Below are 16521 nucleotides of genomic sequence, written 5' to 3' on the forward strand. Positions count from 1 at the left end.
TACTTCACCAACTCCACCACCCGAAAGGCCACCCACCATGTCAGTCACAGAACTGAGATATTCACTACTTGATGCACCACAACCCGTACCACGAAGATCACTACTCATCTCTCCACCCCCGCCCGGAGACCAACAAACCAACCCACCCTATACACCATCACCCACCTGATACAACACCCCGGGTATCCACCACCCACCACACACCCACCAACCCCCAACGCACACCGCCACGCACACACCCCCACGACAGCCCGATACCCCCACTCCTTTGGAGAAAACACACCTGATATTGTGGCCGGGGTAACGAATTAAGCACCGGAAAGTCGTCCTCGGTACCTCTAGCGACGAGAGATTGTCTGAGAGGTTTCTAGAAGCGCCAATATTGTCCGAGGACACCGAAATAAGGCACCTCAGGCAATTTAGCCCGGTTGTGGAGGAACGATACCGATTCAGGGTCCGTTGCAGGGGTTCGATATATCCGAGTAAACAGCGGAAAATAGAGTAGAGTGAGCGAGGAGTCATCTAATTGAGCGAGACGTGACTTCCCAGAGTCATCAAGACAAGTTCAGCTGGCCAGTTCCAAGAACGGATTATTGGTATTCTTGATTCTATATAAGAAAAGTCTGTAGTGGGCGAGACGAGGAGGTCGGTATGCCAGTTCGAGTCAGTAATCCGGATGACGATGAGGGGCGTCAACCGCTTCGTACATACTTTCAGCGAACGGAACACTCCCCCAGATAGAGTATGGGCACTCGTCCTGGCCGATGCAGTAGCGTTGCATGTCGTCGTTGTCACAGTTCATCGGCAGCGGTGTCTCCCCACTGATTGTATTCCCGAACTCATACCTAATCTGGTACTCTGTTTCGGCCGGGTCGTGCCACGGCCAGCGGTCGAACACACACTGCAGATCACGGACCACCTCGTCCACCGAGGCGGACTCGTATTCAGGCAACCAGAGTACCATCCGGACGAAATTGAACAGGTCCTTCCGGACCGGCCCACGCTCCCTGAGCCGCTCGTCCATTTTCCCCATACACGGCAACTCGAACAGGTCCTCGATCGCTTCGACCAGCACCTCGTTCCCGCCGGTTCTCGACTCGAGACTGAATAGTCGCCGACCCTTCCTCTCCATAACTTCTAGTCGATTACTGTCGGCGTCGACGAGGCGCGCTTCGAGCGTGCTCGCACTCGAGATGCGCTGGCATAGCGACGCCTCCCAGCCAGCCGACGGCTCGTACCGCTGCAAGGCCTCGAAGAATACATCGGCCGGGTAGACGCCGTCCCTATCGAGGTCCGATGCAGACAACGCCGAAGAGACGAGTTGAACCAGTTGATCATCGCCATCCCAGCCCTTCCAGACGCGACCTTCACGGCCAGCCTGCAGCAAGCGATCGATGCGCTCGCCAACTCCATCAGCACGATTCCGAATCCACTCACGCTGATCCTCGTCGAGACTCGCGTTCTGTGCGTCGACGAGCGCCCCGAACCCGCGTTTCAGGCGCTCCCAGTGCTTGCGCCGACAATCCTCCACTGGCACGTACACGTTGTTATCCCAGACTCGTGTGGCGAACTCGCCGTCGACGGTCCCCTTCCGAGTATCGTACGCACCGCCGATTCCATCATCAGTGACGCGAACGATGCACTCGGGCGACGCTGCTGGCATCGGGATCTCCACGAACGTCCCATCGTCGTCGAGGAACTCGGGGTTATGGACGACACCTGTGCAGACGCGTCCGAGATGTGGTCCCTGCTCGCCGGGGTCCTTCGCGTAGATGACTTCGGCCAGCTCTTGGACGAAGTCGTCGCCGGCGTCGACAGCGAGGTCTTGGATGGTCGCGGCATAGAGCGACCGAAGGTCTGCGACCAGCTGGAGGCGGTCGGTGGGCGTGTCCGCGAGTGCTGGGTGGTCCGTGACGCAGACAGTCGCAAGCGATGTGATCGTCGCGAGCACGGCCGGGTCCTCGACGAACGGTCCGTCACGATTGCGTGGGTCGCCGGGGTCGAACGCTTCGAGCGCGAACCGTTCGACCGCACTCACCAGGGAGTCTGCATCGACGTCCCCATCTTGGGTGTGGAAGGCGGTGTAGCCGTGGTCGAACAGGTACTGGAGGGCGAGCTGGCTGTGCTCGCCCGGGAGGGCGGCGCGCTGGAGGGCGTCGAAGTGGTCGGTGACGGTTGGTGCGTTGGTGGTCATGCGAGGAATTCCGGGGTGGCGTCGGTTCGCGGGTCGAACCCGGGGTTGTCGATTGGTGTGACGATGCGGGAGACGTCGGCGTGGAGGCTCCCAGGGAGGCGGGCGACGCGACGGCGATCAGATGTGACCTGTTCGTCGACCGCGATGCCGTGGCGTTCGGTGAGAACTGTGTTGAGGACCTCACGCGAGGCTTCATCCCAGGCGTGGGGGTGGTCGTCGTCGTAGAGGTAGACGTGGACGCCCTGGCCCGTGTAGAACACCTGTGTCTCCTCGGCGTTGAATCGCGTCTCGAACACGTCGGCTACCTCGAACCCTTGCTCGATGGCAGTCTGGATGTCCGTGAACTCGTAGGGATAGTCGAGTGGTGGGCCGTCGAGGACCCCGGCTGTTGCGAGTATGTCGTCGGTCGTGCAGCCGTCGGGGTCGACGCCAGAGTCGCGGAGCAGACGGGTGGCGCGGTCGCGAGCGATGTCTTTCGCGTCGATGTCGACCATGATGAGCCACGACCGCGACCAGTGGTCGAGCGCGTAGTAGACGGCGTCAGGGACTGGGTCGCGCTGCTCGATGGTGTCGGGGTCGGCGAGGTCGCCCAGCGGGTCATTCCGCACCGGGTTTCGGATGAAATCGAGGACGTCGCCCATGTGGTCGAAGTGCGTGCTGTGGCCGTCGTCCGTGCGAGTGTCCCGACGGATGAAGTCCCGTGGCGGGCGGCCGTCGGTTCGTGTCGGATACGATTCCCGGAACGCCAGCGCGAACTGCAGTGGACCGGTCGCCGTAATGTGCTCTGGCCGTTCAGCGAGGTGCTGAGTGAACTCCTCGCGATAGTACGTCTGGATCTCCTCGCGGGTTGCCTGGCGCCACATCATGTGTCGAGTCGGTTCTGGAGTTGGCGATACGTCTCCAGTTGGGTGAGACCCTGGATTCCGTGTTCTTCGACGGTTTCACGGATGGTTCCGCCGCGAGCGTGCTCTGGGACATCGGGGAAGTCCCCATTCTTGATGAGACTCTGGATGACGTGTTGGCCTGCGTCGGTGTTGCGAACGAGCCAGACGGCGGTCGCGTCCGCATTCCGAAGTTTCTCAAAGTCGGTCACGACGCTCTCGCGATTGTTGCTAACGGTCTCGACTTCGCCCACGCGAACGAGTTCGTCGTCTGCGTCGAATCCGACGACGTCGTACTTGACATCCTCCGACGCACGATGGTAGCGTTCGACCCGGTCGACCTCCTCGCGGTCCTCGAACGCTCTCGCGAGGAGCGCCACCCCGACCTTGTGCGGCGTCTTCTCGCCGAGATCTCCCTCGCCGGGACTGACGGTCTGTGTCCGTTCGAGATGCCGTCGACCCTCGGGGAGCACAGTGTAGTAGCGTTTCCGAAGCACGCGGTGCGTATCGAGGTAGCCTTCGGCCTCCAAGAGGTCGACGTCGGGGTCGCCAGCGCCGTCACGGAGCTGGGTCATGCTCTCGAGGAGATCGTAGTCCTCGAGGTCGCCGTTCATCGCTCGCAGGACGAGCAGAAGGAAGTGTTCGTCGTCGCGCGTGAGCCCGAGTTCGTCGAGTTCGTCCTCGGTTTTCGGGCTGTATGCCGCCGGCAGCGGCGATGCTGGTGGCTCGCCCTCCTCGACATCCGATTCATCGTCGTCTGAAGCCTCTACATTCCCGTTCTCGTCGACGGTGGTCTCGCCGTCGTCGCCGTCCTGTGGGGCTGCATACCGCGTCGTGTCCGCTTTTCTGGGCGTGCGCTCGGTCGCTGCGGTCGACTCGTCCTCACTGTCGGTGTCGGTTCCGATGGTGTTCCACGGCCCATCCAGTGGATCCGACGCCGCTTCCTCACTCGACTCGTCGATCTCCTCGCCGGGACGTGTGTCTCTGGTTTCCCCCTCTCGCAGTTTGTCGCGTGCTGCTAACACCTCCTGCCAGTCCTCAGGTTCATCATCCTCGTCGGCATCGCCATCCTCGGAGTCGGTACCGTCGGTTTCGAACTCGGCATCGGGACGTGAGGACTCACTCGCCGTCGCGTCCGTTGCCGCGGTCGCACTCGCTGTGGTATCGCTCGTGGTGTGTGCGGTGACTGTCTTGCGTGGCTCAGTCTCCAATCGAGAGAGCGACACACTCAGTGAGTCGTCCACGTTCCTCGTCATCTCGTCGAGGGCGTTCGCGAACCCGGGGTCGGACACATCGATGGGTACGTCGCTTTCGGAGTGCCCAGCGGGGATATCCAGTGCTGACAGCGAGAACGGCCGCAGGTGCTCGGACCCATAACGTGGACTCGGCAGTTCAGCAATCCACTCCCCGCGTGGCATCGCATTCAACCGGTCCCGGACCTCAGCCGGGTCGACGCGCGAGGAGGCGAGCATCGATTCGACGTCCGCTTCGTTCGCGAGTTTTCCATAGAGGCGGGTCTGGACGTTGTTCATCATCTCCTGGTACGCGCGCTCGCTGACCTCGCGAACCTGCGATGGATACTGCATCACCAAGCCCAGGCTCAGCCCGAACGACCGCGCCTTCGGGATCAACTGCTCTGTGACGAGGTCGCTCGCGACAACGTCCGCAGCTTCCTCCATGATAAGGTTCGTCTGCTTCTCGTAGCCACCGTAGGCTTGTTCTTCGAGTTGGATGCGATACCAGAGCTCGCTCACGAGCACGAGCGTCATCCCACGCTGAGGCTTCGGCCGCAACTGCCCCATGTCGAAGAGGACGACGGCATCGTCGTCGAGGAGTCGTCGGAAGTCGAACCCGGTCCCATCGGTGGCGTACGTCCCGGTCTCCCAGTCGAACGCGGGGACGTGATTGAACAACGCCTCCAGCGGGGGGTCGTCCGCAAGTTGTTCGAGGCGGTTTCGGGCGGCGTCCATCGTCGTCAAGAACTGACGGTCAGGCTTCTCGAAGTGCGCCGCCAGCGACTGCTCCAGGTCCACGAACGCCCCGCTCAACTCGGGGAGGGCTTGACTGCGCTGCATGTCGTCGACTGCGGTCAGGAGGTCGTCGAGCGTGTAGGCGTCCTGGCCGTACTCGGGGTCGAACAGCGCGGTCACGAGTTTCCCGAGGATCTGTGTTGCGACGTACGCCTGGTCGTAGTCCTCGCCCATGACGACACGCAGCACCTCGTGGAAGCGCTCCACGACGTCCTTAATCGCAGTCGCCCGGTCGAGCCCAGCCGCGAGTGCGGGACGGATATCGAAGAACCCGATAGCGGGAACGTCCTCGGGAATGGTGAACGCGTAGACGTCCTCAAGCGTGTCGTACGCGGCATAGTGCGCTTGGAGGTATTCCTGACTCATGCCGTCGCCTTTCGGGTCCATCAACACGACCGGACCAGACGTGTCGCTGTGCAACGTCAGCATGTCGTTCAGAATCCCGACGGACTTCCCGGCACCGCTGGCTGCGAAGCGCGCGTAATGCCGGGAGAGGACGACCTCGGGAATCTGGATGCGCTCGCATGGCCGGCCTGCTTCGTCAAGCGCGTCCCCGACCGCCATTCCGGTGCCGGTGAACGGGTCGACGTGCTCCGGGAGCGGCCGTGGAAGCGGGACCGATTCCTGTTTGCGCGTTCGTGCGTCCCGGGAGACTTCGACGGGGAGATTCTGGCCGGAGGGAACAGTTGCAAGCCGGGCGAGTTCGCTCGGGTTCACGACGATACCCGCACGCCGGCGGCTACTCGAAAGGACGCGCTTGGCGAGGCCATCGTCGCCAGCGGTCACGAGGTCTCGACCAAGCAGTCGGCGGGTGAGCGTGGTCGCTGTTGGTGAGGATTCCTCGTGGATGCGGTTCGTTTTCAGTTCGATGTATTCGCCGGCGAACGCGTCCAGACTCGTCTCCAGTGCGTCGAGCACACGCTCGCGTTCCTGGATTTCCGCGGGCGCATCGTCGACGTCGTCGTCGTGTTCCCATGCTGGTCGGGTTGGAACGGTGGTGGCTCGGATGTTCAGGGTGAACGTTCGTTTCGGGTGCTTCGCCGACAGGTGCGCGAGGCGACGACGGACGCCATCTGGATATTCGGTGTCGGACCGGTTCTCGTCGCCGGAGGGGATGATGGTCCCCATGACGCGCTGGGTGATGGTGTCGCGTTGGTCGCGGATCCGACGCTTGCGTGACTCGGCCTCGGCCGTCCAGTCGTCCTTTGGCTCGAACACGAGCTGGACCGCCGTGGGGACGCTGGCGCCGCCGACGGTCGTGATGAGCGACTGCAGCGCCGGTGTTCCCGATTGCGCCCAGTCGATGTGGACGTCGTCGGTCTCGCGCCCGATGGTGGTGGTCTCGAAGCACGTCATCCAGTCGTGCTTGCGTTGCGCGCTCGACTCCCACCGAACACCGCGAGCGTCTACGGTATCGATGGCGGGCCGGGCGTAGATGGCGCCCGAGGGCGCGAGTGTCGGCCACGTCAACGAGAGCAGTGATTCGTCGTCGCGGCCCTCGAACTGGCTCGGTGGCGACACCGCGACGTGCGTGCCATCGACGACGAACTCGACATCGCGAGTGGGATGCTCCGCATCGTCCGGGACCGGCGAAGGTGAGCCGACGGCGATCTCCTCAACGTCGACGAGGAGGTCGTCGGCTCGGAGGCGGTCGACGAATTCCTCGCTACTGAGTCGAATCGGCGTCAGCACGCGCTTCCAGGGCGCTCGCATCACGCGCTCGATCTTGAATGTCTCTGGATAGATATCGCGGAGATTCCGCTTCATCGTCTCCACGTGCGCGTTCGTATCCACCCCGTAGTAGAGTTCGACCGGTGCGTCCTCCCCACGCGACATGACGAGGACCTCGAACACGGCAGGTGGGTCTCGAGAGTCGATGAAGCCACGACTGCCCTCACCCGTGAGCGAGTGCAGACTCCGGAACGCCGCCGGTGGCGGCGACGCCGCGTCGTCGAGCGTGTCGTTCGACGGCGTCACCCGAATGTACGGGCGGTCTTCGAGCATCAATCGTCACCCTCCACGACCGGCGCATCCGACGACTGTCCCGACCGCGAGCCCTCGTCACGTCCCGCGGATTTGAGGACATCCCGGATATCGCGTTCGTCGACACCACCGAACAGGCGGTTGAGCTTCTCCGTCACCGGCGTCGCGATGGCCGCGACTGGGTCGCGGCCGGCGTCGATGGCTTCGAGGACGCTCAGGATCTCCGTGTCCGACAGCAACGACAGGTACTCTTGCTGGCGGTCACTCAGTGCGTGGAACTGCCGGTGTGTCGACGACCCCGGTGGGGCCGGCACTCGCTGTGGGTCGTCCACCGCATCGTAGGGCTTCATCCGGAGCGTATGCCGGAGGCGTTCAACGAGCGGCGACCGCGTCTCATCACCCATTCCAGGGAGGTCATCGACGGAATCTTCGCGCTCGTCGAAGTCGACCACCGCGTGCTCGGCGGGCGTCGAGAACAACTGGATCGGATACCACGTGCCGTCGATCTCCGCGAGCGCCTCCGAGTACCCGTTCGTGCCCGTGTTCGCGTTCTTCACGAACCCGACCTGTTGCCTGTTCAGGCCGAAGGCATCCCCCCACTGCCCGATCTCCTGGGTGCGGTGGAGGAGTTTCACGAACGAGTTGTTGATGATCGCCTCCGCTTCCTCGTGGTCGAAGAAGTCGTTCACCTCCTGCGTGATGAACCGAATACTCGTGTCGTAGTGGCGACTGTGGCGGACGCGCTGGCCGAGGAATTCGAGGTTCGCGGCGTCACGCATCAGGAACCGCGCTTCGTCGATGATGAACACCACGTTGTCCGTGGTTTCCTTCGCGCGCTCGTACACCAGCGAGAACACGAGTTGCATCATCAGCCCGCCACCACTCTGGCGTTTCTCCTGCTGGGAGAGGTCGAGGTAGACGACATCCTCGTTGCGGAGGTCGAACTCGCTGGGTTCGGCGAGGTTCTGGTACTGGCCGTCGATGAACGGCCGGAACAGGTTGATGAGGTCGGTCGCATTCGCCGCAATCTCCTCGGCTTCACTCTCGATGCGGACGATGAACTCCTCGGGTTCGGTCGCCATCTCCTCCAGAACGTCGAGGACGTCGACGAGCGTCGGGCTCGGGTTGCTGTGGGTGTCGAGGTCCGTCGTGATACCCTTGCGGGCGTAGGCTTCGGTGATGGCGGTGGTGAGTGTCATCCGTTCCGGGCCGAGGTCGATGCCTTCGCGGTGCGCGAAGTTATCGAAGAAACTCATTACGTCCCGGATCTTCTCCGAGAGTGGGTCGATGTCCTCGCCGGCTGCGCGCCGGCTGGCTTCCGTTGGCGCACGAATCTCGAGCGGGTTCAGTCCGCGAGACCCGCCGAGTGTGATGCGTTTGGCGCCCATCGCTTTCGCGATGCCGTTGAAGCCCTGCATCGGGTCGAGGATGATGACCTTCGTGTTCTCCTTGACCGCTCGCGTCCGCAACGCGTTGAGCTTCGTCTGGTAGGATTTCCCGCTGCCGCTGTCGCCGATGACGACCCAGTTGTAGTTCGTCTCGGACTCGAAGGGGTCCTTGATGAGTGGCGTCCCGTTGAACGCGTGCTCGCCCATCTCGACGCCGTCGTCCTCGAGGAGCTCGCTCCGCGTGAGCGACCCAAGAAGCGCGCCGACGCCACCACCGAGCGCGAGCTGGCTCGGGTCCAACTCCGGCTCTCTCCGTAGGTAGTCCTTGCCGATGGGGGCGATGGACTCGAGCGTCCGCAGTTGCTTGCCCGTAACCGTCTTCATCCCCAGGAACGAGTGCTTGTCCTGGAGGGCCTTCCGTAGCGCTTCGGTGTCGTCGTCGAGTGTGTCCTTGTCGTCGGCTCGTGCGCTCACGTAGAGTGAGACGTCGAATGGGCGTTCGCCGTCACGGACGTTGTCGCGCATCGCGGCGGTCCGCTCGACGCGCTCGCGCTGGTCGTGCGCGAAGAATCCGTCGACGAGGTCGTCGTTCGCGTTCGACTCCGCCGACATTCCCTGCGCGCGCCGCTCCAATTGTTTCTGTACTCGACCGCGGTCTCGCGGTGCGAAGTGGAGACTCATGTCGAACTCGAGGTGTGGCGTGGCGCCGATGAGATGCCGGAGTGCGCCCGGTTCGATCTCGTCGGGCCACCCGTGCGCGAACATCGCGCGCCGATACTGCTCGCCAACCTTCGCGTGGTCGTACTCGCGCTCGATTCCCTCGGGCGCGATTTCGCGTCCCTGCAGTGCTTCAGTCGCGGGGATTTCACTGGAAATCGTGGGGTCCGCATCGGTATCGCTAACACTGGAAGCAGTGGGGTCACCGGTCTCGCTAACACTGGAAGTAGTGGGGTTGGGTGGGAGGTCGCGGTCGAGGTCGTCGTCGACGGTTGTGAGTTTCTCTTCGTCGGAGGCCTCGGTTGATTCGACCCACGGCAGGAATGCCCAGCGCGACCCAGTGGGGAGGGGTGTCAGGCCTGATTTGCTCTCCGAAGCGGATGCCTCTGGGTCGTCAGTTGCGTCGTCGGTGGCGGCCTCGTCGATGTCTTGCCAGTCGTCTTCGTCCACCTCGAACATATCACCGGTTTTACTCGTTTCAGGGGGTGTGTCCGCCTCGCTTTCCTCGCCGCCGCCTTCCGAGTTCGGTGTGCCCAGCGAGAGGTCGCCGTCGACGCTCGGACGCTGGCCAGACGCCACCTCCTCAGAATACGAGTCGACATGAGCGGTGGCTTGCCCAGGACTGGCGGTGATGGCGGGACTCCTCCGGGCGAGTTTCTCGGGGTGGTCGTGGCGCTCGCTTCCCTGCCAGTACGTCTCGGCGAGCGCCAGCCACTCCCCAGTCGTGAGCTGGCGGGCGTCCGCGCCCTCGATCTCGTTGACGTACTCCGTCCGTATCGTCGTGAGTCGACTGTCGAGTCGACTCAACATGAGCGCGTGCTCGCGAGCGTCACTCAGCCCCTCCCGCATCGAGGACGCAATCTGGAACGGAATCCCCAGCAGTGGGATGTCACCGAGTTTCGCGAACCCGCTCGACTCCGTGCTCCCGGAGTCCATGATGACGTCCGTGCGGTCGACACTCACGATGAGGTACGCGTGAACTGGCGACGTGCCGGCATCCTCGAGCTCTCGCGGGCGGGATTCGATGGTGTCCTGGACGACCGCGTTCAGGATGGCGTGGTCGCGGACCTCGTCGTCCTCGAGTCGCTCGGCGAGCGTGCTCGTGTAGTCCTCGATGTCGAACTGCTGGGTGGTGAGGTACACCTGCAGGTCGAAATCAAGCGCGTTGTTCGCGAACTCCGCAGCCTGGGCGGCGACGTGTTCCCACTCTCGAGACCCTGCGAAGTCCTGATTCGGCGGGTCGAGTTCGAGTGCGGCGACGAGCTGGCCGTCGTCGCGCTCGACGACGCCACGGCCGGGATAGACGTGCTCGATGTGCGTGAGTTTGCGCGTGCTCTGGTCGGTCTGGAACCGCTCGAAGAACGACCCCGGGTCCCCGAGGTCGACGTCACGAACGACACGGTTCTCGTGCGTACTCGCGGTCGTGTAGTGTGCTCTGAGGACGTTGAGCCAGTCTCGTGTGGTCAGGAACGATGGCGTCGCGTAGACGACGGCGCCAACCCCCGCGAAGGCGGCGGCACCCAACAGGATGCCGAGCACGCGCTGGTCGAGCGCGAGTCCACTGAACAGGACGAGGCCAGGGATGCCGATGAGGAGCCAGAGGTCACTCGTCGGAATTCCCAGGAATGGGATGATGTCTGGTTCGTCGGTACCATCGAGCGTCGCGGTCGCGTACGTGTCTGTCATCAGGAATCGTCACCGTAGTACTGGTCGCGGAGGGTGGCTTGCCGGCGCCGTCGCCGTTCGTGCTGTTTGACTGCTCGATTCGTCTGGGCTGGCTGCTTCCTGCGGCGGCGTCGCGCTCTCGCGGCTGCCTCGTCGACGATTGCAGGCGTCTCGCTGCCGTCCGATTGTTCGATACCGCCGCCACTGGCATCGCTCGACCCGCGGGGTGTTCCCTGGTTGGTGGGTGCCTGGGTTCGATAGTAGGGGCTGGCGGCCCCGGTCGCGATGACTTGCGAGCGCGCGAACTCGCGGTCAGCGTGCGTCGCGAACGACACCTCCGGGTCGACCATCCGGCCGTCACTCACGTAATCGACATCCGAGCGAGCGGGTCCTCCGGCAACGTAGTCTGCTCGCGCGCTGTCGCCGACGAGCGGATCGCCGGCTGCGTCTGCTTCCGCAGACGTGACCTCTGGATACGCACTCGCAGGATGCGTGTGCTGGTATCCTGGAAGTGCAGGCTGCTCGCCATCCACGGTCGTGGATCGAGCGCGACCCGCCCCTGGGTTCCAGTTCGAAGCGTCGATGTCGGACGCTGGGTTCGGCTTCGGTCCACCTCGTGTATCCGGACGAGCGCCAGACGGCCGGCGTTTCGGGAGCCCACCCCGGCCGTGTCCATCTCCACGACCAGAGTCGTCACTCGATGGGCGAGGCCCAGAATCACCATGCCCACCACCGTCATCGTCCCCACCATCATCGTCGCCATCCTCATCAGTAGAGTCTGAACCGAACATCTTGGAGAGGCCTTTCTTGCCTGCAGCCTTCCAGCCCGAAGCGGCCATGCTCGCTGGAGTACTGATGATGGAGAGCGCAGCGGATACGCCACGAATCGTCGCATAGTCCGCAGCCTGCGAGAACACATAGATGGGAACCAACGCCGCAAACGTCGGCACCACCAACACGAACATCATATCAGCAATCCCAGCAAACACCACGTCCCCGCCTCTGTCCGCCATGGCCTGAAACGAGAGCATGATTCTGGTCCCGATTCCGATCGGGATTGGTACCGCACCGAGGACGATGAACGCGCTGTAGGCCCGTCGAGAAAACTTCCCGAGGATGGGGAATTCGCCAAGGTCGAATCCCATCACGAGTGGGAGTGTTGGGACAAGCACCCAGATTGCGAACAGCCGAATCATATGAACGACAACCGCTAACAGATACGCGACCACAGCGATGCCGCCGATAGCACTCGACGTTACAATCTCTCCGCTGACTACGTTCGACATGGTCTGGACACTGATTGTTTGAAGTTGAGCAGGCGCAGGAAGGACGCTCAACGCGAAGAGATTCATGAGCTTCAGGTATGCGACGGCTAGATACCACCCACCGGGAATGAGGAAGAGTCCGACGAGGAGTCCAACTTTCCGCTCGTTGGCCTTGCTCTGACCGACTCCCCACGCCTTCCCGAAGTTACTCACCATCACCGAGAGGAACAACACAAGGTAGCCAACTGGAAGGAACTTGCTCCAGTACAGCGTCTTCAGATGACTCCAGATCGGTTGTTTTGGTGTTCCGAACAGGATGCCACCATTCCGCATTTCTGGCGAGGGCGTCCGGAGTAGGACCCGGAACAGTCCTTCATTGCCGAAGAAGTTCTCAACAACTGCGTCGAGCCCCCAGCGCACGAACGACTTGTACATCTCCGGGAGTTGGTCGGTGAAGATATCGAACACGGAGTCCCAGCTAATCCCAACCTGGAGAATCACGTGTTGCAAGACCGCGGTGAGTGTCTCACTCATAGCCTAGTTCCCGGTCTCCTGGATGACCTCGAACACAGGGGCAAGATTCCCATCACCGACTTCGATGAACGTGAGTTCGACGTCCTGCGAGAACCAGTCCTCTGAAGCATTTTCCAAAACCGAGATAGGTACCGTGTATTCGTCGCCTGGTGTCTGACTCCGATATCCAGTTTCGCTCCAGACGGGAGCGAACGTCAGACTCTGACCAGGGGCAAGCACCGGGTCAGTAGTCCATTCACTACGGCCTCTTGAGTGGCACTCGATGTAACTCGGTGTCTCCCAGCGATTGCGATGATACCCACTGATGTCCTCTGGAAGCTCTGCCTTGAGTTTCCCCAGAGCGGCTGGACCAGAACCACGGTTCTCGATCGTGAATAGATGCTGATGTGGCTTCTCAGCGCATGTCGTACCCTCGTTCTCCCCTCTCGTCGAGGTCAACTTCTCTTGGCCACTCTCTTTGAGCAGTTCTATCTTCGTGATCTGGAGATCAGGTGCTATCTCAAGCGTGTGCTCTGCGACGACATCTGAGCCAGCCTTCGCCTCAATGACAAACTCTCCTGGGTCGTACAATTCGACCGATTCCATCAGCGGGAACGTGTGTGTACCTTGCACCTGTTGGCGGTCGATGACGCCACTCGTGGGTCGTCGGAGCGCTATGGAGTCCAGTTCTTCGGGATTCGCGACGTCGACGGTGACCTCGTACGTGCCAACAGTTACCCGGTCGAGAGTGCCTGGAATCTGAGTGTCTTCGTCGCTATCACTGCTGTTGTTTGTGTTATCACTCGTGTTCCCAGTGAGACACCCGGCGGTGGCAATGAGTGCAGTAGTTGTGCTGGCGAGGGTGGTGAAAGTGCGTCGTCGCGTCGTCTGTGGGTGTGTGTTGTCGGTCGTTTCGGGTGAGCGTGAGGTCATGTTGTTAGTGAATCGTGTTGGGGTTGCTGCTGGCGATATGCCGGAGCGTTACAAACACCAGGAGGAACGGAAAGAACAGCAGGATGAGCTCGCTCACGAGTTGCAGGAGGAATCCGGCTCCAGGGTCAGGGACGCGAACGCTCCGCGTGCTCGAGAGGTAGCCGACGTCGCGACGATGCTGTTTCCAGCCCGCTGGCTTGTAGCGGGCGTCGACGTACGCGGCATCCCGGACCGTGACGGTTGCCGTGCCGTCGGCTCTGGTCTGGATGCGCTCACCGTTCACGACGACGTATCCGAGTGTCGGCTGTGTTGACAGCGGCGTCTCAGTCTGGCCGTTCGCGGTCTCGCGGATGCTGGCGAGCGAGACCGTCGTGCGTAGATGCGTGTCGTTGATGCGGTCGACGGTCGCGCTCAGGTTCGTCGCGCGGACGTCGACTGCACGCTGGACGTAGATGCCGGTGGTGTTCGTGTCGTTCAGGAGGCCGATGACTTCTGCTTGCGAGAAATTGAGCGCTTGTGGTGATTCGTAGACGACGGCGTACGGGAGTCGGTACTGGGGTTCTGGGGCGGAGATGAGGATGTTGTCGTCGATGCTCGGCGTCGTGACCGCAGGACTCGACCGAAGGATCTCCTGGACGCGGATTCTGCCCTGTGTGCTGAGGCGCGTCCCTGTCGCGTCCTCGGTCGTCGTTGCGACTGGGATGGCGTAGTTCTGGAGTGGATGCGCTGGCGACCGCCCTCTCGTTCGCGTCGTTCGAGACTCATTGATGAGATAGCGCCACCCTGGTCGTTCAGCGGAGAACACGCGCCACGTCCACCCGGCCTGACTGTTCGACGCCGGGAAGCGGACGCCTGAGAAGAGGCCATCCCAGCCGAGCCGGTAGCCGTACGTGTTGCGTGCTTCGAGGATGAACTCCGTACTGTCGTCTGGATAGCGGGCGACCTCGGCGGTCGGGGTTGGCTGGCTGTAGTACTCGACGTCGAGGTGGTCGATGGCCGACGTGTACTGGCTCGTTTCCGAGAACTCTTCGAGGACGTATGTCCCATTACACGTGTTCGAGGTGCCGTTCCAGTCAGTGCAGACCGTCTCGGTCCGTTGGAGTCGGAACTCGAACGTTGCGACGTACGACAGCGAGTCGTTCATCGCGGTCGTGTACGTGAACGACAGCGACGCATTCCGGCGGGCGGCTGGATCCTGGGGGCCGCCAGTGTTCAGACCGGCGCCCGTCGCGAGCGGCGTCTCGTTCCGACAGAGCGTCGCTGATTCGTTCTCGTGCAGCTTACCGGCGTCGCTGCGATAGTCGCCGTCAAGGAGGCACGCGCCGACGACGCGGTGGCGTTCGATATCGTAGGTGACGTGCGTACGCCCACTCGTATCGTTCAATCCCAAAGGGAGCTGTGTGCGGTAGGACTGGGTCCCGTGGATGGTGGTATTGTCGCGGATGAGGAGGGTGGTGCCGCCGCGGGCTTCGTCTCGGAGTGCCACACTGGGTGTGACGGCGAAGACGCTCGCGGTTGCGTCCTTGAGATAGCCCGCGTCGTACGTCGATTCGCCTTCTGGGTGGAGACTCACCTGCCCGCGAGGCTCTGGGAACGGGACGTCACCGACGTCACGGCGGTTCCACGTTCCTACTTCCGGGAATGCCTGCATGCTCGTGTAGTCGAACTCGAGCGTGCGATTGGTCGCCCACGTTGGTTCGTGCCCACAGTCCTCGATGTACTCGGTTCCAGTGTAACCCTGGCCGTCGAGCTGGTCGACGTCCCGACTGAACAACGCCGCCGACACGTTGATCGCGAGGCCATTCTCGCCGTAATGCTGGCACATCGGATGCTCTGTCTCGTTCGAGCTCTCGTCAGGACGACCCCCGGGAACGGCACTCGATAGCTTGGGTTCGGCAGCTGCGTCGGCGTTGGCGTCGACGACTGGAGAGTCCTGTGGGGGCTCAGGTGTGGAAGGGACCGCAGTCGTTGGAGCGATAGCGGTGGCGAGGACACTGGTGAGGAGGACGGCGATGAGCAGGACTCGAGCGGTGAGTCTGCCTGCGGTTGTGAGTCGGACGATTAGTGACGTCGATGACATTCCAGGCGTCGAGTGTTGTGGGAGGGTTTCGGGAGTGGCGTGACCAGGCAGCGTAGGGTTCGAGGGGGTGGTTGGTTAGAACGGGAAGAGGTTGATGCACTGCGCCCAGGGCATCCCGGTGGCTTCGATGATGAGGATGGAGATCGGACCGATAGCGAAGAGTTTTCCGCCGGCGCTGATGGAGAACCGGCGGGCGCGTTTGAGGTTCTGGCGTTGTTCTTCGCCGAGACTGGGGAGGCTCTCCATGGCGCTGGTTGCCATGACGGTGAGGAACGCGCCCGCGCCGCCACCGTAGATACACAGTTGGATGATGGCGTTCGCGATCTGTGGGAGGAAGCCGGTGTCACAGATGTTGACGTTGACGACGCAGCCGTTGGCCTTCGCACCGGCCTGATTCGGGCACTTGTCGTTCCCATTGCTGACACCGTCGCCGTCACTATCGGGCATCGCGGCGACGCCCGGGACGGCGAGTGCGAGGACGGCAGTGAGTGCGATACACGCGATGAGTGCTGTGGTGTAGATTCGATTCGAGGTACTGGGTGTGGAGCGTGTCGGGGTCATTCGTTGGGTTCGTCTGAGAGGAGGCGGTCGAGTTCGTACTGGTTGTTCGTGTCCAGGAGCGCTTGCTTGGTGACGCCGGCGTCGAGGGCGTCGGTGAGTCGGTCCTGGAGGTGTGTGGGTGTGATGCCGTCGTCGCGCATGCGTCGGCGGACGGCGTTGCGGAAGAGCCCGGAGCGGTTGATGTCGTCTGCCCAGGTGAGGTAGACGTAGTCTGCAAGGTCGATCGTGACCGTCGTGGATTGCTTGTCTGGCACCCCACCCATGTTTATTTCACATCCATTCTATGAAATATTGGTATCGGAGATTGCCAT

9 protein-coding genes are annotated in these 16521 nt (G+C 62.3%); all 9 read right to left on the reverse strand.

Going from position 1 to position 16521, the window contains the following annotated elements:
• Window positions 1-664: 664 nt before the first annotated feature.
• The 9 genes from ACZ48X_RS03285 to ACZ48X_RS03325 all read right to left on the reverse strand — a co-directional run bounded on the left by ACZ48X_RS03285 (window position 665) and on the right by ACZ48X_RS03325 (window position 16473).
• Window positions 665-2194: a primase-associated protein gene (locus ACZ48X_RS03285; RefSeq protein ID WP_336351820.1), complete on the reverse strand. Its 1530-nt coding sequence runs from the start codon at window positions 2192-2194 to the stop codon at window positions 665-667.
• Entirely contained in the window at window positions 2191-3060 is an 870-nt protein-coding gene (locus tag ACZ48X_RS03290) for a DNA primase (protein ID WP_336351819.1), read from the reverse strand. Before ACZ48X_RS03290 ends, ACZ48X_RS03285 begins: the two co-directional genes overlap by 4 nt.
• Window positions 3057-7109 carry a hypothetical protein gene (locus ACZ48X_RS03295; protein ID WP_336351818.1) on the reverse strand — a complete coding sequence of 1351 codons (4053 nt, stop codon included), beginning with the start codon at window positions 7107-7109 and terminating at the stop codon, window positions 3057-3059. Before ACZ48X_RS03295 ends, ACZ48X_RS03290 begins: the two co-directional genes overlap by 4 nt.
• Entirely contained in the window at window positions 7109-10879 is a 3771-nt protein-coding gene (locus tag ACZ48X_RS03300; RefSeq protein WP_336351817.1) for a VirB4 family type IV secretion system protein, read from the reverse strand. The genes ACZ48X_RS03295 and ACZ48X_RS03300 overlap by 1 nt, the downstream gene beginning before the upstream one ends.
• Complete coding sequence (locus ACZ48X_RS03305) at window positions 10879-12657, reverse strand: hypothetical protein (RefSeq protein ID WP_336351816.1); 1779 nt, start codon at window positions 12655-12657, stop codon at window positions 10879-10881. The genes ACZ48X_RS03300 and ACZ48X_RS03305 overlap by 1 nt, the downstream gene beginning before the upstream one ends.
• Window positions 12658-12660: 3 nt before the next feature.
• Window positions 12661-13569 (reverse strand): hypothetical protein, encoded by a 909-nt coding sequence (locus ACZ48X_RS03310; protein ID WP_336351815.1) that lies wholly within the window; start codon window positions 13567-13569, stop codon window positions 12661-12663.
• 4 nt (window positions 13570-13573) lie between these two features.
• On the reverse strand, window positions 13574-15394 hold the full coding sequence (locus ACZ48X_RS03315; protein WP_336351814.1) for a DUF8186 domain-containing protein: 1821 nt from the start codon (window positions 15392-15394) through the stop codon (window positions 13574-13576).
• A 330-nt stretch (window positions 15395-15724) separates the two neighbouring features.
• Window positions 15725-16210 (reverse strand): hypothetical protein, encoded by a 486-nt coding sequence (locus ACZ48X_RS03320; protein ID WP_336351813.1) that lies wholly within the window; start codon window positions 16208-16210, stop codon window positions 15725-15727.
• The gene (locus tag ACZ48X_RS03325) at window positions 16207-16473 is read right to left on the reverse strand and encodes a hypothetical protein (RefSeq protein WP_336351812.1); all 267 of its coding nucleotides are present in this window, start codon (window positions 16471-16473) and stop codon (window positions 16207-16209) included. Before ACZ48X_RS03325 ends, ACZ48X_RS03320 begins: the two co-directional genes overlap by 4 nt.
• Window positions 16474-16521: the final 48 nt, after the last annotated feature.

Source organism: Halorubellus litoreus (assembly GCF_055378595.1).